We start from the raw sequence: 15,657 nt of genomic DNA, 5'->3' as shown, positions 1-15,657 counted from the left end.
TGCACCCCCGAAGCTCGGCGGAGGGCTGGAAAGCGGCATCGCATGTCGGGAATCCACGCCAGCTGCCGCCGCTCCGGGCCAACTGCTTCGGTTGAGGCAGCGTGTGAAGATCCAGCATGCGCGCCGACCCATGCCGCCCTGCTTCAGCAGAAACCCCGGCCCGATCCCGGGCATGCGCGTCAGGCACCTGCTCCCTTGCGAGCTTCTGCGGGAGACAATCGCGCAGACAAGCGGGCTATATCCGCAGGCGGCCAGACCGGTTTCAGACGTCCAGCTCTTCCACGAAACGCGCGTTTTCCTGAATATACTGGAAGCGCATCTCCGGGCGTTTGCCCATCAACCGCTCCACCAGGTCGCCGGTCTCTCCCGGTTCGTCCTCGTCGATGGAGACGCGGATGAGCTTGCGCGTGGCCGGGTTCATCGTCGTATCCTTCAGATCCTTGGCGTCCATCTCGCCCAGACCCTTGAAGCGCTGCACGTCGATCTTGCCCTTGCCGCCGAGCCCCTTGGCCAGCATCCGCTCTTTCTCCGCATCGTCGGCGACGTAGATGCGGTTCGCCCCCTGCGTCAGCCGGTAGAGCGGCGGGCAGGCGAGGTAGAGATGCCCCTGGTCGATCAGCGGGCGCATATGGGTGAAGAAGAACGTCATCAGCAGCGATGCGATATGGGCCCCGTCCACGTCGGCATCGGTCATGATGATGATCTTGTCGTAGCGCAGCTCGTCCACGCGGAACTTCGTGCCCATGCCGGCGCCGAGCGCCTGGCAGAGATCGTTGATCTCCTGGTTCTGCGCGAGTTTGCCCGAGGCCGCGCCCAGCACGTTCAGGATCTTGCCCCGGAGCGGCAGAAGCGCCTGCATCGTGCGATCCCGCGCCATCTTGGCCGAGCCGCCCGCGCTGTCGCCCTCGACGATGAACAGTTCCGTGCCCTCGCGGTTCGTGGCGGAGCAATCCACCAGCTTGCCGGGCAGGCGGAGCCGCTTGGTCGCGGATTTACGCGCCGTTTCCTTTTCGGAACGGCGGCGGATCCGCTCCTCGGCCTTCAGCACAAGGTAGTCGAGAATGGCGCCCGCCGTCTTGGTATCGGCGGCAAGCCAGTTGTCGAAATGGTCGCGCACGCCGACTTCGACCAGCCGCGCGGCCTCGACCGTTGCCAGACGGTCCTTGGTCTGACCCACGAACTCCGGGTCGCGGATGAAGCAGGACACCAGCGCCACGCCGCCCGATTGCAGATCCTCCCGCTGGATCTGTTGCGCCTTGCGGTTGCCCGCCAGCTCTCCATAGGCCCGGATCCCCTTCAGAACCGCAGCCCAGAAACCCTGCTCATGCGTGCCGCCTTCCGGTGTGGGGACGGTGTTGCAGTAGGACTGGATGGCCCCATCCCGCGCGGGAGACCAGTTGATCGCCCATTCCACAGAGCCTGGAACCCCGAATTTCTCCTGAAACCCGACCTTTCCCGCAAAGGGCCGGTCGGCATAGGTGGGGGTGCCGGACAACTGCTCCATCAGGTAATCCGCCAGCCCGCCGGGGAAATGGAACGTCGCCTCCTTCGGCGTCTCGCCGTCGTCGATCACCGTTTTCCAGCGGATTTCGACGCCCGAGAACAGATAGGCCTTGGACCGCGCCATACGGAAGAGCCGCGCCGGCTTGAACCGCTGATGGCCGAAGATCTCCGCATCTGCATGGAAGATCACCGTGGTCCCGCGCCGGTTCGGGGCTGGACCCACCTTCTCCACCGGACCGAGCGGTTTTCCGCGCGAAAACTCCTGCGCGTAGAGTTCGCGGTTCCGCGCAACCTCCACCCGCATCCGGTCCGACAGCGCATTGACGACGGAGGAGCCGACCCCGTTCAACCCGCCCGAGGTCTGATAGGCCTTGCCGGAGAACTTGCCCCCCGCATGAAGCGTGCAGAGGATCACCTCCAGCGCCGATTTGCCGGGAAACTTCGGATGCGGATCGACGGGGATGCCGCGGCCGTTGTCACGGATGACGACGGTGTAGTCCTCCGTCAGCTCGACCTCGATCCGGTTGGCAAAGCCCGCGACGGCCTCGTCCATCGCATTGTCGAGGATCTCGGCCACCATGTGGTGCAGCGCCCGCTCATCCGTGCCGCCGATATACATGCCGGGGCGCTTGCGGACGGGTTCCAGCCCTTCCAGCACCTCGATGGAAGAGGCGTCATAGCTTTGCGACACACTGTCGCCGGAGAGGAGATCTTCGGGAGGCATCAGGCTCATCTGGTAGGTCAGGGGTTCCGGGGCAGTAGAACATGTGTGGAGCGCGGGAACAAGCCCGCCGCAGTCCGCGTCGGTCTGATGCGCCGCAGGAACGGTAGGGCTTGCTGGGGGTTCTGATGTGGGGGTTCTGATGGAAAGGGAGAAAATCATGACCAGAACTTTTGCAACATGCCTCGCCTTCGCGGCACTCGCGTTTCCGGGGGCCGTGAGCGCCCAGACAGCACCTTCGCCGGCGCCGGCCCAGCAGACGGCAACCCAACAAGCGGCGACCACGGGCGAAACCGCCACCGCGGCCTTCGTGGATGGTTCGGGCAATCCCGCGGGGAAAGCCGAACTGCGTCAGACACCGGCAGGCGTTCTGATCCACCTGAACGTCACCGGCCTGCCGGCGGATCACTGGGTAGCGTTCCATATTCATGAAACCGGCACCTGCGATGCGGCGACCCATCACGAAAGCGCTGGCGGCCACTTCAATCCGACCGGCGCGAGCCATGGCTATCTGGCGGAAGGCGGCCCCCATGCCGGTGACATGCCCAACCAGATGACCCGCGCGGATGGCACGATCGAGGCGGAGGTGCTGAACCCTGCCGTCACATTGGCGTCCATCGTGGGCAGGTCGCTCATGATTCACGCGGGGCAGGATGATTACCGCAGCCAGCCGTCGGGTGCGGCGGGGGACAGGCTTGCCTGCGCGCCCATCCGTTAACGCAGCAGAATACCGGCGACGACCAGCGCAAGCCCAAGAGCGGAAAGCCCGAGTGCTGCAAAATTGAGAAGCATGGCCTTGCGCAGCCGGGACTGCATTTCCGCCTCGTCCAGACCGCCCTTGCGGGCAGACATCGCCTGCCGAATGCAAAGGCCGAGGCCTGCGACACCGGCGAGCGTCATCACCGCGCCGATCCAGATCAATGCTTCCATGTCATCCTCCTCGCGCAGCCTGACCCGGCCCTAAAGCAGCAGGCAGTCTTCCGCAAGCGCGCGTCTCCGGGGCCTTGCGTGGAGAGGAGGCGGCGCGCTAGGAGGTTCTCCAAAAGGAGACCGCCCATGAACGCCGTTACCGACGACGCCTATAACGTCACAGCCGAGGAGCTGCGCCAGTTCATCGAACGCTACGAGCAGCTCGAAGCGGAGAAGAAGGACATCGCGGAGCAGCAGAAGGAAGTGATGGCCGAGGCCAAGGGGCGCGGCTACGACACGAAGGTTCTCCGCAAGATCGTCGCCCTGCGCAAGCGGGACAAGGACGACGTGGCGGAGGAAGAAGCCATTCTGGAGGTTTACAAATCCGCCCTGGGCATGGGGTGAGCCGTTAACAGGGTGCTGAAAAAATATTCCGAGGTTGCTCCGGGGCGGAGATCTTCCCTGGATGGTTGAAGATCTCCCCGGAAACCGCAGATTTTTGCGCGTGACCGGACCGATTTCAACGCAAGGCCGGGTAGCCCCGCGACTTTTTCAGCAGGCTGTCAAGGCTGGATAAGCTCCACGTTTTCCATGGCCGCGATCCGCTCCACATCCGCGTCATAGGCGTCGGAGATCGCGGCCACGGATTCCGGCGTCCAGCCGGGCAGGTCCAGTTCCATCTCGATCGCCTCGGGCCTGCCGAACCGGGTGAGGAAGGAGGAGACGATCATGCGGCGCTGCTCCGCGTCTCTTGGCGGGTGGCTTGAGAGATAGAGCCGTAGTCGCTCCAGCCCGTCTTCCGTCAGCAATGGCGATAACCGGTCCAGAAAGCCGCTGTCGCCCGTGCCGCTGATCCCGGCCACGCGCTCCACCACCTCCGGCCAGATGAGCGGCATGTCCTCGTCACACCATACGACCACCAGCGCGCGCGGTGCGGCCTGGCGGAGACGCCGGATGACATCTGCCCAACTCAACCCGGCCATCGCACCGGGATCCCCTGCAAGCGCGGTAGCGGCAGGATCTCCCTGGCAGATCAGCGTGGGAAGCAGGGTGGCGGGGGACCGGACGGCCACGTGGAACTCGATCTCCACATCCTCAGGGAACAGCATGGCCAGCATTTCCGCCTGGGGGCCTGCCAGCGGATAGAGAAGTCCATCGCCAAGGGGCTGCGAGGAAAATCCGGGCAGATCCTGCGAACAGTTCTCGCAAACAAGAACCCGGCGCACTCCCTCCTCCCGGAACCTGCGGAGGACGCGCCCCTCCGTCACAGGCGTTCCGGCGGCTTTCAACGGCTCGTCGGGGTCTGCAATGGCAACGCTGTGGCTGGCGAGTATCTCGCGGCTCCGCTGCAGCGAGGCATAAAGCGCGTCCTGGCCGGAACAAGGGGCGCCAAGGTGAAATGCAACTTGCATCGGACTCCGGTATGCTGGCCGACGTTCCCGTGGGGAGGGAGAGGCGGGCGGAGAATTTTCACGACGAAAAGTTAACAATCTGTTGATGATCCGTCAAAGCGGTTTCGCTGCACTATGACGAAAGGAGGAGACAAGAGCGCAGCGTCACACGCTAAAATACCCGATCGTTGCCGCACTGCGGAAATCATTGTGAAGAATACGCAGCGGCCCCGCTAGCCCGACCGGCGGCCGAGGCTCTTACCGCGAAACCATTGCAAGGTTGTGTCATGTCGCGCACGCAGGTGCCCGATGTCATGCCCAAGGCCGGTGAGCTGCATCGAACCGATGGGCAATAGCTCTGTCTGCAAGACGTGACATCGGTCAAAATGGTCGGGTCGGGTATCCCCATCGAAAAGACCTGCCCGGCAAGCCTTTGCATTTCCTCTGTGGCATAATGACAGAAAGCAGAGTGCCAACCTGCGATGAGCAACCCCCGACGGTCAGCAATGGCGTCGGATGCCGAACGTGGCATCCGTTGATATCCTGCCAAAGCCAAGGGAAGGTCTGGAAGGTAAAAATTTGCCGGAGGGGGCGTGAAAAAAGCCCGCAGTCACGCGGGCTTCACTGTTTCCAAGGCATTCTGCCGTTGTCTATGACCGTGAGATCATTCCCACTCGATCGTGCCCGGAGGCTTCGAGGTGATGTCGTAGGTCACGCGGTTGATGCCCTTCACCTCGTTGATGATCCGCGTCGCGGTCTCACCGAGGAAGGCATGGCTGAACGGATAGTAATCCGCCGTCATCCCGTCCACGCTGGTCACGGCGCGGAGCGCGCAGGCGAAGTCGTAAGTGCGCCCGTCGCCCATCACGCCCACGGTGCGGACCGGCAGAATGGCCACGAAAGCCTGCCAGATGTCGTCGTAAAGGCCATGGCGGCGGATCTGGTCGATATAGACCGCATCGGCGCGGCGCAGGATCTCCAGCTTCTCGCGCGTGATCTCTCCGGGGCAGCGGATGGCGAGACCGGGGCCGGGGAAGGGATGGCGGCCGATGAACTTCTCCGGCAGGCCAAGTTCGCGGCCAAGCGCCCTTACCTCGTCCTTGAACAGTTCACGGAGCGGCTCCACCAGCTTCAGCCCCATCTTTTCCGGCAGGCCGCCCACATTGTGGTGCGACTTGATGGTGACCGAGGGCCCGCCAGCGAAAGAAACCGATTCGATCACATCGGGATAGAGCGTCCCCTGTGCCAGAAACTTCGCACCGCCCACGGCGGCGGCGTGCTTCTGGAACACGTCGATGAACAGCTTGCCGATGGTCTTGCGCTTCACCTCCGGGTCGGAGACCCCCTCCAGCGCGGAGAGGAACAGCTCCGATTCGTCGGCATGGACCAGCGGGATGTTGTAGGTGTCCCGGAACATGGAGACGACTTCCTCCGCCTCCCCCTGCCGCAGCAGGCCGTGGTCCACGAAGACGCAGGTGAGCTGGTCGCCGATCGCCTCATGGATCAGGACGGCGGCGACGGAGCTGTCCACCCCGCCGGAGAGGCCGCAGATGACCTTTTCGTCGCCGACCTGCTCACGGATCTTGCGGATCGCCTCGTCGCGGTAGGCGCCCATCGTCCAGTCGCCGGTGAACCCTGCGAGACGCACGAAGTTCTCCAGCAGGCGCTTGCCGTTCGGGGTATGGTGCACTTCCGGGTGGAACTGCACGGCGTAAAACTGCCGCTCCGCATCACCGACGATGGCATAGGGCGCATTGGGCGACGTGCCGATCACGGTAAAGCCGGGCGCAAGCCGGGTGACACGATCACCGTGGCTCATCCAGACTTCCTCGCGCCCGCTGTCGAACAGGCCGGAGAAGATGCCCTCCCTGCCATGGCCCTCCGCTGGCTCCACATAGGCGCGGCCGAATTCGCGGTGATGGCCGCTTTCCACCTTGCCGCCCAACTGTTCCATCATCGTCTGCTGGCCGTAGCAGATGCCGAGCACGGGAATACCCATGTCGAACAGCGCCTGCGGCGCCCGGGGGCTGCCCGTCTCCGTCACGCTGGCCGGTCCCCCGGAAAGGATGACGGCCTGTGGCGCCATCGCGCGCAGGGTTTCGTCCGTCACCTTGTTGAAGGGCAGGATTTCGCTGAAGACATTCAACTCACGAAGGCGGCGCGCGATGAGCTGCGTCACCTGGCTGCCGAAATCGATGATGAGAAGGCGTTGGTGCTCGGGCTGGGTCATGGTTCCCTTTAGGCATCCCTGCGTTTCCGCGCAAGGGGGACTGCCGCCACTTAGGCATTCGCGGCTTCGCGCTCAAGCCCCGATACGGGCACACGGGCGGCAGTGACGCGGGTGTCAGTGGCACGGGCGGCGGTGACGCGGGTGGTGGGCGTTACGGGCGGGGGTATCAGCCGCGCCTCCGCGATGAGGGCGATCAGCACGTCGATATGCCGCGCGAGGCTGTAACCCGCTTCCTCATTGCGGCGGCTGATGTCGAGACGTTCCTCCTCCTCCATCAATGTAGCGAGCGCGCGTTCGGGAGAGGGCACGGTCGTTTGCCGCGTCACGCGCGGCAGGTCGCGATCCCGGCGATAGTCGGAGAGCCCGAAATGCGCGGCGCGAATCAGCAGTCGGGGGCGGTGCATCGCGGCGAGGTTCGGCATGGCATCATACATTCTTGCTCTCCTTCACAAAGCGGAAGGCCAAGAATACTCAACCGAAACGTGTGTTGCGCTTTCCGGCGATCCGGCGCGCGCTGCTTTCAGGGAGGTTTAGGAATTCCCGACAATTATGGGAATTCGCGCGGTTATTAACGGACAGGTAATAAATGTCACTGAAGTCTGAACCTCGAACGAAAGCGGATCTGAGGGACTGCGGCGGCATCATGAGAGCGGCAAGAACGGCGGTATCTCCGGCACCCTCGAAACTGCCGGACTGGCTGCCGGATGCGGCGCGTCTCTACCTTCTGCATACGGAGGCCGGACTGTCGCTCCGTGCGCTGGCCCGAGACAGGGGCGTGCATGCCTCGACCGTGATGAGGCTGGTCAGGCGCTATGAGAATCGCCGCGACGATCCCCTGATCGACGGCGCCCTTGCGGGGCTCGGCCGCCGCAGCACCGCATCGACCCCCGAAACCGAGAGCGAGGATCCCCCCATGACCGCACCGACTCCGCAAGCCTGCTTCGTTCCCGACGAGGCGCTCATCCAGCGGGAGGCGCTCCGTATCCTACGCCGTCTGTGCGAAACCGGCTCGGTGCTCGTCGTCTCCACCGGGATGGAGCGGGCCGTGGTGCTCAGAACCGCCCCGTGCGGCGAGCAGGAACGAACGGCGGTGGTCGAACGCCAGGTCGCCGAGGCCTTTGCGCTGAAAAGCTGGATCACCTGCCGCCCGCGGGAAAATTCCTCCGAAACCCGCGCACCGCTTTCCGTATATGAAATCACCCAAGGCGGTCGCTCAGCCCTGAAATCCATGCTTCGCGGCATTCCCGACCCACAGGGGTTTCGGGAGGCGCCGACCGCCTTCCGTTGGGCGGAGAGTGCGGAAGACCGGGAAACAACACGAAGAACCCGATGTAACATGGCGGAATCTCCGGTAATTGTTCTCGGCCGAAGACGTGACAAGGATGGCAGACCCTTCCTGTCACGCGAGTTGATCGCCGCCGCCGAGCGCCTGCGGGAGGATTTCGAGCTTGCACAGATGGGGCCACGTGTCGCGCAGAACTGGGATCGGTTCCTTACCGGCGGGGAGCGGAGCACAGCCGGCGCGGGCGATCCTGACAGTGCCCCCGCCCGCGCGCGGGAGCGGGTCGCGGTGGCGCTCCGCGACCTTGGTCCGGGGCTGGGGGACATGGTCCTCAGGTGCTGCTGTTATCTGGAAGGGCTGGAAACGGCGGAGCAGCGGATGGGCTGGTCGGCCCGCTCGGGCAAGATCGTCCTGCGGATCGCGTTGCAGCGGCTGAAGCGGCATTACGATGAAACCGGGCGCGGCGCCGTTCTGGTCGGGTGAGCAACGCAGGGCGGGAATGCAGGCACTGCCGTTGCTTATCCGCGCCCATCGGGCTATCTGAAAGAACCAGTATCCCGAGGGGTTTTCCGTGCGCGATCTTAAAATTCCCGCAGAGCGCCATCCCGAAAAGGCACATCGCCCCGACAGCGAGCAGCCGCGCAAACCGTCCTGGATCCGGGTGAAGGCGCCCACGTCCGAAGGCTACCGCAAGACGCGGGAGATCATGCGCGAGAACCGCCTCGTCACCGTGTGCGAGGAGGCAGGCTGCCCCAATGTCGGCGAGTGTTGGAGCCAGGGTCACGCCACCATGATGATCATGGGCGAGATCTGCACGCGGGGATGCACTTTCTGCAACGTGGCGACCGGGCGGCCCGATGCGCTCGACGTGTTCGAGCCGGGACGCGTGGCGCATGCGGTGCAGAAGCTCGGGCTGAAGCATGTGGTCATCACCTCGGTGGACCGTGACGATCTGGAGGATGGCGGGGCGGATCACTTCGCCCAAACCATCCGCGCTGTCCGGCATCGCAGCCCGGAGACGACCATCGAAATCCTGACGCCCGACTTCCTGAAATGCGCGCCCTCCGTGCTGGAAAAGGTCGTTGAGGCGCGTCCCGACGTGTTCAACCACAACCTGGAGACGGTTCCGGGCCTTTATCACGAAGTGCGCCCCGGCGCGCGGTACTTCCACTCCCTGCGTCTGTTGCAACGGGTGAAGGAACTGGATCCGACGATGTTCACCAAATCGGGCATCATGGTGGGTCTGGGTGAGGAGCGCCCGCAGGTGCTTCAGGTGATGGACGACATGCGATCTGCCGATATCGACTTCCTGACGATCGGCCAGTATCTGCAACCCACGCCGAAACATCACCGCGTGGCGGATTTCGTGACGCCCGATCAGTTCAAGGCCTATGAGAAAGCCGCCTGGGGCAAGGGTTTCCTGATGGTCTCCGCCACGCCGCTGACACGCTCCTCCTACCATGCGGGGGATGATTTCGCGCGGCTCCGGGCCGCACGGCTGGAAAAGTTCGGCAGGGCCTGACGGTTCGCGCGCGGCCCGGAAAGAGGTCTTGTACTCTCGCCTTCGCGCCGTAGCCCTTTTCAGAAGGCGGCGCGTGGGCGGGAGATTACCTCGACCGTTCGCCGAAAAGCCGCTTTTTCTCCGTACCGTTGAAAGCCGGTAACTCAGCGGGCCACAAGATTTGCGGTTTCAGACGGGCGGCCGGATATTCCGCGCAACTGGGTGCTGAAAAGATCGGCGTTGAAGCGAGATCGTTCGCCATCTGACGAATTCCAGCCGGAAATTACCTGCCGCGGGTCTTTCCGGGGCTGGTTTTCGAAGCACCGGCATGAACCTTCAGGACTTTTTCAGCAACTTGCCAAGCCCCTGACAGGATTCTCAAAAGTCGATCATTGGCCCGGGGGTTGCGCTGCCAGCCGGGAAATCGGTCCGGTCGAGAGCCAAACTAGCGGTTTTCAGGAGGTTTCCCAGCAAAGGGGGAACATCTCCGCCTCCGGCCAGCGCCGAGGGTACTTTTCAGCAGCCTACCAACAGGCTGCTGAAAAAGTCCTGAAGTGTCATGCCTCTGCGCCGGAAATCGGAAAATCGGCCCGGAAACGCCCGGAAGTCTATGGATTTCCGGCTGGAATTCGTCAGATGGCGAACGATTTCCGCTCCAACACAGGCCAAGAGGCCTTTTTCAGCAGCCTGTTAGGGGCGCCAACCCGGACGGCGAAACAGTTGCAGCTTGAGCCGGACTGTCAGGATAACTTGCCGTAACCGTTGTCTGGAAACCGTTTCCGACAGTACGCCGCCGGTCGCAGGCGTCGCGGTTCGGCACTGGTCCCTGTGCTCATTCGACGGCCGGCACTTTCTTCAGATAGGCCGCGATCGCCAGCCGGTCCGAGGCGGGCAGCCGGGCCATCTCCTCCACGACCTGCGCCATCTCTCCCCCTGCGATGTCGAAATCCGGTGTGAAGCCGCTTTGCAGATAGTCGGCGATCTCCTCCACGCTCCAGGTGAGCTTGGCCGGGGTGATGTTGGGGATGCGCCGGTTCGGATTGGCCGGATCCGGGCCGCCCGACAGCCAGGCGTCGCGCTGCATCTGGCCCATCTCGCCGCGCGGTGTATGGCACTCGCCGCAGTGTCCGAGCGCCTCCACCAGATAACGGCCGCGCTCCTCCTCCGGGGTGAGCGCACCCGACACCACCCAGCCCCGATCGAAGAACAACAGCTTCCACCCGCCGATCAACCAGCGCTGGGAGAAGGGGAAGTCGATGTCATGCGGCAGACTGGGCGTGGAGGAGGGCGGCAGTGTCATCATGTAGGCATGAAGGTCGGCCACGTCCTGCGGCCGCATGTGGACGTAGCTGGTATAAGGCAGCGCGGGATACAGATTCTCCCGCCCCGGCCCGATCCCCCGTTGAATGGCATTGGCGAAATCCGTCAGGCTCCAGTCACCGATGCCCTGTTGCGGATCGGGCGAGATGTTCGGCGCGTGGAAGGTGCCGAAGGGCGAGGCAAAGGCCTTGCCGCCGGAAAGGATCAGCTTATCCTCGCCCGCAGCGCCCTCCGCTGCATGACAGGAGGCGCAGCCTGCGGCGTGGAACACCAGTTCTCCCGCAACCGGATCGCCGGTGAGCGCGACCAGCGGAGCCTCCTCCACGGGCGAGGGCCGGGTGATGACCCAGAATGCCGCGCCTCCTGCCAGAGCTGCGACGACAACAAGGGGCAGAATTCGCCGGGCCATGAAATTCCCCATGCTGGCTGGGTGCTTGCCTTTCCTAGGCTAGCGTCTTTGCCGCAGGGATCAACCCGCAGGGTCTGTAAACCGGACCTTGCCGATGTAGGGGAGGTTGCGATTCCGCTGGGCGTAGTCGATGCCGTAGCCCACCACGAATTCATCGGGGATGGAAAATCCCGTCCACGTGGCGCGCACGTCCACCTCCCGCCGGGTCGGCTTGTCGAGCAGGGCACAAACCTCCAGCCGCCGGGGCTTGCGGCTTTTCAGCAGGGCGATCACGTGCGAGAGGGTGAAGCCCGTGTCGATGATATCCTCCACCACCAGCACGTCGCGGCCCTCTATGGGCGCGCGGAGATCCTTGAGGATTCGCACCTCCCGCGAGCTCTCCATGCCGTCTCCGTAGCTGGAGGCCTCAAGGAAATCGACCTCCAGCGGGAGGTCTATCTCCCGCACCAGATCGGCGATGAAGACGAACGAACCCCGCAGCAGACCGACCACGACGAGCTTTTCCGTGTCGCGAAAGCTCTCGGTGATCTCGGCGGCGAGCGCCTCCACCCGCGCGGCAATGGCCTTGGCGGAGATGAGCTGGTCGATCACGTAGGGTTTCTGCATGGTTCCGTCCGGTTGCGCCTTCTTTTCCGTGCCAGCCTATGAAAGAACGGCGCCGAGCGACAGAGCGAACGGAAGAGAATGCCCTCCCATTCGGAAACGCGCGTCATGCCCTACACGGCGCAGCAGATGTATGACCTCGTGGCCGACGTCGGCCGCTACCCGGAGTTCCTGCCCTGGAACACCGCTGCCCGGATCCGCTCCCGGACACCTGTTGAGGGTGGGGGTGAGCTGATGGAGGCCGATCTGGTCATCTCCTTCAAGGTGTTCCGTGAGCGCTTCGGGAGCCGTGTCACCCTCTGGCCCGAGCAGAAGAAGATCGACACCGAGTACCTGGACGGCCCGTTCAAATACATGCGGAGCTGGTGGAAATTCCGGGACCGCCCCGAGGGCGGCTCCGAGGTCGAGTTCTTCGTTGATTTCGAATTCAAGAACGCGATTCTCCAGGGGATCATCGGCGTAGTCTTCAATGAGGCGATGCACCGTATCGTGCGCGCCTTCGAGAAGCGGGCGGATCAGCTCTACGGCAGCCACCCGGCCTGAGTGCCAACAGATTGTGATCGTTGATTTTTGCCGCGCGTGTGAGACGATGGAGCTCTCCCACAGCGCGAGGCGGACATGGAGCGACGCGAGACCGACCTGATGCTCAAGGGCTACGGCCTGACCACTGCCGAGTTCTTCTACCGGATGCCCGATTATCGTCACGTCCTGAACACGTTCACATGGCAGGACTATGACATCGCGCCGGATTATCCCCGACTGTTCCGTTTCATCGAGTTCTGGCAGGAGGAGATAGAGGGCCCGCTCCACTCCGTCCGTTTCACCCACCGCAAGCTGATCTCTCCCGGCGAGTGGCGGAATGTCGTGGGGGAATTCCGCATCAACTAGTCCCGCTTCACCAGCGCCGCGGCCCAGATCAGAGCCAGCAGGAACGACAGGATGGCGTTCCAGCTGGCCATGGAGAGGCCCGCGAACTGCCATGCCACCGCGTCGCAGCGCACGACGGGGGAGGAGAGAATCTGGTCCAGAAGCTGGCCGGTGCTCATGCCCGACAGATCGCCGCCGCCGGTGCAGGTGGTCGGCCCCTGCCACCATCCACGCTCCACGCCCGTATGAAACACGCCGAGACCGGAGGCCGTCAGCGCGGCGACAAGGCCCAGAAACCGCCAGAATCGCACGGCAGGCATCGCAAGAGCCAGCGCTCCCGCCGCTATCGCGGCAGCATGGGGCCAGCGTTGCCACAGACAAAGATGGCAGGGCGCCAAACCACCGATATATTGAAAGGCGAAAGCGCCGAGCAGCAGGGCGACGGACCCGAGAGTGGCGAGTATGGTCAGAGTTCTGGATGTCATGGTTCTTTCTCCCGAGACGGCTCCTTGCAGCACGCGGCACAAGCGGGGTCAAGGCTACGGGCGAGGGCGGGCGGTAAGGCTTAGGTGAGGAGACGGCGATGGAATGGCGCGGGCGCAGGGGCAGCAGCAATATCGAGGATCGCCGGTCGGCAGGCGGTGGCAGGGGCTATGCACGGGTGGGCGGGATCGGTGGCTTCGGCCTGATCGCGCTGGTGTTGATCGGCTGGCTGTTCGGAGTGGATTTGTCGCCCGTGCTGAACGAGGGCGGCGGATATATACAGCAGAGCGGTCCCGTCGAACTGACGCAGGAGGATCAGGATGCCGCGCAGTTCGTCTCCGTCACGCTCGCGGATACGGAGGAGGTCTGGGATCGGGTCTTCCGCGAGCAGGTCGGGCGGCAGTACAGGCCACCGACCCTGGTGCTGTTCAAGGGCATGACGTCCTCCGCCTGCGGCGGCGCTTCGGAAGCGATGGGGCCCTTCTATTGCCCGGCGGACCAGAAGGTCTATCTGGACACCAGTTTCTTCACCACGCTTAGCCGGCAACTCGGCGCCAAGGGCGATTTCGCTGCCGCCTATGTGGTGGCCCATGAGGTCGGCCATCACGTGCAGGATGAGCTGGGGATTCTGGGACAGGTCAACGATCTTCGCCAGCGGGTGAGCGAGGTGGACAGCAACCAGCTTTCCGTGCTCATCGAACTTCAGGCCGATTGTCTGTCGGGCATCTGGGCACGACAGGCGGACACCCAGTTCGGAACGCTCGATCCCGGCGATATCGACGAGGCGATGGATGCCGCGGCGCGCATCGGCGACGATACGTTGCAACGGGCCGCCGGCCGACGTCCCGTGCCCGAGACCTTCACCCATGGAAGTTCGGCGCAAAGACAGCACTGGTTCGCGCAGGGGTATAACTCCGGTCAGATCAAGGATTGCGACACCTTCGCGGGCCTGCGCCGCTGAGGTCACCCGCTCATGGCTCAACGCCGGGGGTCCGCCCCCGAGCGTCATCGCCTTCGTCATGTGAGTGACCGTTGGAGCCGAGGACAAATTGTGCGTCGGTCTGGCGCCGATTTGCCAATTTTCAATGAGGTACGTTCCGCAAGGAAAATTGTGGTGCCGGGAAGGGGACTCGAAACGACTTAATTTTCAACGATCTATAGTTTTGAAGCGTAAAAAATGCGAGCGCCGATTCACTGACCGGCGCGTACCATGGTGATTGCACCCTCGCGCCGCGTCTCTATCTTGCCATCCCGAATCCAGTTTCGCACGGTCTTTCTCGTGCGTCCGATCCGGTCAGCATACTCCCCGATGGTGATCCAGTTCGGCGGGGGAGTAATGCGGGAGCCTTCGATGGCGCGGCGCATCGCGGCCATTTCCTCACGCAGAGCGGCAAGCTCGCCCGCGTCCACGGCGATCATGATCCGCGGCTCACCCATCGCTTCCCCCCTTGTTCTTCCAACCGGGCGGGTATTCGTAGGTCTCGTGGAACTGGTATTGGGTTCCGGGCTTGAGGCCTTCGAATGTCGACCCTTCATAAAAACGGATGGTGGTTGGGTCGTTCGATTCCCACACTTCCCAGCCCGCACGCCCGACCACGCTGCGGGCCTTGACGCCCCATTCCTTGTCGGCCCCGACCCACGCGCGGGGGCTGGCGTAGAAGCGCACGACCGTCTCCAGTTCCTCGATCCGTGCGCGCATTTCATCTTCGGTCATCATGCTCCCCCGCTGTTTGATCTGCGACCATCATGCTCAAGAATCGCAGTGGCGGCGAGGCCCGGGTTGTCCTCGTATTCGCAGGGGTGCCCGTCTTCGTCACGATCGACAATCCGGCGCTGCCAGACTCCGGCATTCCAAAGCCGGAGAGCGGTGTCCGTGTCTCTGTCTACGGTTAACGCCTCGCACCCGTCGGCATGGCATTCCACGTGCCCCTGCATCGGAGGGTGTGAACGCCCGTAGGAGATTTCGTCCGATCCGCAGCGGGGGCAGTTCTTCGCGAGAAACTTCCAATCACCCATCGATGCCTCCCTGTGCGAGGGAGAGGGCGGCGCGGGCGCGGGTGTATTCGTCGCCTTCACTCCAGGACCAGAACCCCGCGTCACCGGATGCCCGAAGCTGCTCCATCCACGTCATGCAACCTACTAGCGCCTCCTCCAGCACCTTGATCCGCGCGCGGAGGCCATCCCAATCGCTGCGGGTGGCGAGGCGCATCTTCCGCTCCGGGCAACAGGAAATGAGGTTGGGATTTTCTCCACGCATGGCGGCGAGGTCTTCATTGGACCGTGTGTCGCCGCAGCCATCACAGATCAGGAGGGCTGCATTGTGCTCGGCGGAGATCAGTCGGGCCAAGCTGGCTTCGATATTGGCCAAGATGACCACGTCCGATTCTTCACAGATGACGTTCGCCCGATCTGACGGAAGGTCTCCGGGATTGTGAGCT

19 protein-coding genes are annotated in these 15,657 nt (G+C 63.6%); 8 read left to right on the top strand and 11 right to left on the bottom strand.

Features of this window, described 5'->3' with window-relative positions:
- Positions 1-262: 262 nt before the first annotated feature.
- Entirely contained in the window at positions 263-2,236 is a 1,974-nt protein-coding gene (gene parE / locus RT513_RS00095) for a DNA topoisomerase IV subunit B (protein ID WP_409518386.1), read from the bottom strand.
- 148 nt (positions 2,237-2,384) lie between these two features.
- Here parE and RT513_RS00090 point away from each other — a divergent pair, with 148 nt between their 5' ends.
- Complete coding sequence (locus tag RT513_RS00090) at positions 2,385-2,942, top strand: superoxide dismutase family protein (protein ID WP_290685270.1); 558 nt, start codon at positions 2,385-2,387, stop codon at positions 2,940-2,942.
- Here RT513_RS00090 and RT513_RS00085 read toward each other — a convergent pair.
- Positions 2,939-3,154: a hypothetical protein gene (locus RT513_RS00085; RefSeq protein ID WP_290685272.1), complete on the bottom strand. Its 216-nt coding sequence runs from the start codon at positions 3,152-3,154 to the stop codon at positions 2,939-2,941. The two genes, RT513_RS00090 and RT513_RS00085, sit on opposite strands and share 4 nt — an antisense overlap.
- A 126-nt stretch (positions 3,155-3,280) precedes the next feature.
- On the opposite strand from RT513_RS00085, the gene RT513_RS00080 reads away from it, so the two are divergent.
- Positions 3,281-3,538 carry a DUF2312 domain-containing protein gene (locus RT513_RS00080; protein WP_035705883.1) on the top strand — a complete coding sequence of 86 codons (258 nt, stop codon included), beginning with the start codon at positions 3,281-3,283 and terminating at the stop codon, positions 3,536-3,538.
- A gap of 158 nt (positions 3,539-3,696) precedes the next feature.
- Here the strand turns inward: RT513_RS00080 and RT513_RS00075 are convergent, their stop codons facing one another.
- From RT513_RS00075 to RT513_RS00065, 3 genes are all read right to left on the bottom strand, one after another.
- Entirely contained in the window at positions 3,697-4,545 is an 849-nt protein-coding gene (locus RT513_RS00075; protein WP_290685278.1) for a hypothetical protein, read from the bottom strand.
- A gap of 643 nt (positions 4,546-5,188) precedes the next feature.
- Positions 5,189-6,754, bottom strand: a complete 1,566-nt coding sequence (guaA, locus tag RT513_RS00070; RefSeq protein WP_290685280.1) for a glutamine-hydrolyzing GMP synthase — start codon at positions 6,752-6,754, stop codon at positions 5,189-5,191.
- A 50-nt stretch (positions 6,755-6,804) separates the two neighbouring features.
- Positions 6,805-7,188: a DUF6477 family protein gene (locus RT513_RS00065; RefSeq protein ID WP_290685282.1), complete on the bottom strand. Its 384-nt coding sequence runs from the start codon at positions 7,186-7,188 to the stop codon at positions 6,805-6,807.
- Positions 7,189-7,397: 209 nt separating this feature from the next.
- Here RT513_RS00065 and RT513_RS00060 point away from each other — a divergent pair, with 209 nt between their 5' ends.
- The 3 genes from RT513_RS00060 to RT513_RS00050 all read left to right on the top strand — a co-directional run bounded on the left by RT513_RS00060 (position 7,398) and on the right by RT513_RS00050 (position 10,296).
- Entirely contained in the window at positions 7,398-8,519 is a 1,122-nt protein-coding gene (locus tag RT513_RS00060) for a DUF6456 domain-containing protein (protein ID WP_290685284.1), read from the top strand.
- Positions 8,520-8,607: 88 nt separating this feature from the next.
- The gene (lipA, locus tag RT513_RS00055; protein ID WP_088213746.1) at positions 8,608-9,558 is read left to right on the top strand and encodes a lipoyl synthase; all 951 of its coding nucleotides are present in this window, start codon (positions 8,608-8,610) and stop codon (positions 9,556-9,558) included.
- A 201-nt stretch (positions 9,559-9,759) separates the two neighbouring features.
- Positions 9,760-10,296 carry a hypothetical protein gene (locus tag RT513_RS00050; RefSeq protein ID WP_313533423.1) on the top strand — a complete coding sequence of 179 codons (537 nt, stop codon included), beginning with the start codon at positions 9,760-9,762 and terminating at the stop codon, positions 10,294-10,296.
- Between the two features lie 73 nt (positions 10,297-10,369).
- Here the strand turns inward: RT513_RS00050 and RT513_RS00045 are convergent, their stop codons facing one another.
- A complete protein-coding gene (locus tag RT513_RS00045) occupies positions 10,370-11,266 on the bottom strand; it encodes a cytochrome c (protein WP_179209085.1) in 897 nt (298 codons plus the stop codon).
- Between the two features lie 60 nt (positions 11,267-11,326).
- On the bottom strand, positions 11,327-11,872 hold the full coding sequence (hpt, locus tag RT513_RS00040) for a hypoxanthine phosphoribosyltransferase (RefSeq protein ID WP_088213744.1): 546 nt from the start codon (positions 11,870-11,872) through the stop codon (positions 11,327-11,329).
- Between the two features lie 78 nt (positions 11,873-11,950).
- Here hpt and RT513_RS00035 point away from each other — a divergent pair, with 78 nt between their 5' ends.
- Together RT513_RS00035 and RT513_RS00030 are read left to right on the top strand one after the other, a co-directional pair.
- Positions 11,951-12,412 (top strand): type II toxin-antitoxin system RatA family toxin, encoded by a 462-nt coding sequence (locus RT513_RS00035; protein ID WP_088213743.1) that lies wholly within the window; start codon positions 11,951-11,953, stop codon positions 12,410-12,412.
- A gap of 75 nt (positions 12,413-12,487) precedes the next feature.
- Positions 12,488-12,757, top strand: a complete 270-nt coding sequence (locus RT513_RS00030) for an usg protein (protein ID WP_035741155.1) — start codon at positions 12,488-12,490, stop codon at positions 12,755-12,757.
- Here the strand turns inward: RT513_RS00030 and RT513_RS00025 are convergent.
- Positions 12,754-13,221: a disulfide bond formation protein B gene (locus RT513_RS00025; RefSeq protein ID WP_088213742.1), complete on the bottom strand. Its 468-nt coding sequence runs from the start codon at positions 13,219-13,221 to the stop codon at positions 12,754-12,756. The genes RT513_RS00030 and RT513_RS00025 overlap by 4 nt on opposite strands.
- Positions 13,222-13,319: 98 nt before the next feature.
- Between RT513_RS00025 and RT513_RS00020 the strand changes: the two genes are divergently transcribed.
- Positions 13,320-14,180, top strand: coding sequence for a neutral zinc metallopeptidase (locus RT513_RS00020; protein ID WP_088213741.1), 861 nt, complete (start codon positions 13,320-13,322; stop codon positions 14,178-14,180).
- A 230-nt stretch (positions 14,181-14,410) separates the two neighbouring features.
- Here the strand turns inward: RT513_RS00020 and RT513_RS00015 are convergent, their stop codons facing one another.
- The 3 genes from RT513_RS00015 to RT513_RS00005 all read right to left on the bottom strand — a co-directional run.
- The gene (locus tag RT513_RS00015; RefSeq protein ID WP_290685296.1) at positions 14,411-14,656 is read right to left on the bottom strand and encodes a hypothetical protein; all 246 of its coding nucleotides are present in this window, start codon (positions 14,654-14,656) and stop codon (positions 14,411-14,413) included.
- Positions 14,649-14,933 (bottom strand): hypothetical protein, encoded by a 285-nt coding sequence (locus RT513_RS00010; protein ID WP_290685298.1) that lies wholly within the window; start codon positions 14,931-14,933, stop codon positions 14,649-14,651. The genes RT513_RS00015 and RT513_RS00010 overlap by 8 nt, the downstream gene beginning before the upstream one ends.
- Before the next feature lie 294 nt (positions 14,934-15,227).
- Positions 15,228-15,657, bottom strand: a 430-nt coding sequence (locus RT513_RS00005) for a hypothetical protein (protein ID WP_313533418.1), incomplete at its 5' end; no start/stop codon positions are given.

The sequence above is a fragment of the Haematobacter sp. genome (assembly GCF_032102465.1).
Taxonomy (GTDB): Bacteria; Pseudomonadota; Alphaproteobacteria; order Rhodobacterales; family Rhodobacteraceae; genus Haematobacter.
The sequence above is the reverse complement of the archived record's forward strand: the minus strand, read 5'-3'. Positions and strand labels throughout refer to the sequence as shown.

Bases quoted from the DNA above. Each gene is read 5' to 3' on its own strand.
- RT513_RS00065 (WP_290685282.1), bottom strand. From the start codon at position 7,188: ATGTATGATGCCATGCCGAACCTCGCCGCGATGCACCGCCCCCGACTG.
- RT513_RS00075 (WP_290685278.1), bottom strand. From the start codon at position 4,545: ATGCAAGTTGCATTTCACCTTGGCGCCCCTTGTTCCGGCCAGGACGCG.
- RT513_RS00010 (WP_290685298.1), bottom strand. From the start codon at position 14,933: ATGACCGAAGATGAAATGCGCGCACGGATCGAGGAACTGGAGACGGTC.
- RT513_RS00020 (WP_088213741.1), top strand. From the start codon at position 13,320: ATGGAATGGCGCGGGCGCAGGGGCAGCAGCAATATCGAGGATCGCCGG.
- RT513_RS00080 (WP_035705883.1), top strand. From the start codon at position 3,281: ATGAACGCCGTTACCGACGACGCCTATAACGTCACAGCCGAGGAGCTG.
- hpt (WP_088213744.1), bottom strand. From the start codon at position 11,872: ATGCAGAAACCCTACGTGATCGACCAGCTCATCTCCGCCAAGGCCATT.
- RT513_RS00090 (WP_290685270.1), top strand. From the start codon at position 2,385: ATGACCAGAACTTTTGCAACATGCCTCGCCTTCGCGGCACTCGCGTTT.
- RT513_RS00085 (WP_290685272.1), bottom strand. From the start codon at position 3,154: ATGGAAGCATTGATCTGGATCGGCGCGGTGATGACGCTCGCCGGTGTC.
- guaA (WP_290685280.1), bottom strand. From the start codon at position 6,754: ATGACCCAGCCCGAGCACCAACGCCTTCTCATCATCGATTTCGGCAGC.
- RT513_RS00025 (WP_088213742.1), bottom strand. From the start codon at position 13,221: ATGACATCCAGAACTCTGACCATACTCGCCACTCTCGGGTCCGTCGCC.
- RT513_RS00035 (WP_088213743.1), top strand. From the start codon at position 11,951: ATGCCCTCCCATTCGGAAACGCGCGTCATGCCCTACACGGCGCAGCAG.
- parE (WP_409518386.1), bottom strand. From the start codon at position 2,236: ATGAGCCTGATGCCTCCCGAAGATCTCCTCTCCGGCGACAGTGTGTCG.
- RT513_RS00045 (WP_179209085.1), bottom strand. From the start codon at position 11,266: ATGGCCCGGCGAATTCTGCCCCTTGTTGTCGTCGCAGCTCTGGCAGGA.
- RT513_RS00015 (WP_290685296.1), bottom strand. From the start codon at position 14,656: ATGGGTGAGCCGCGGATCATGATCGCCGTGGACGCGGGCGAGCTTGCC.
- RT513_RS00030 (WP_035741155.1), top strand. From the start codon at position 12,488: ATGGAGCGACGCGAGACCGACCTGATGCTCAAGGGCTACGGCCTGACC.
- RT513_RS00060 (WP_290685284.1), top strand. From the start codon at position 7,398: ATGAGAGCGGCAAGAACGGCGGTATCTCCGGCACCCTCGAAACTGCCG.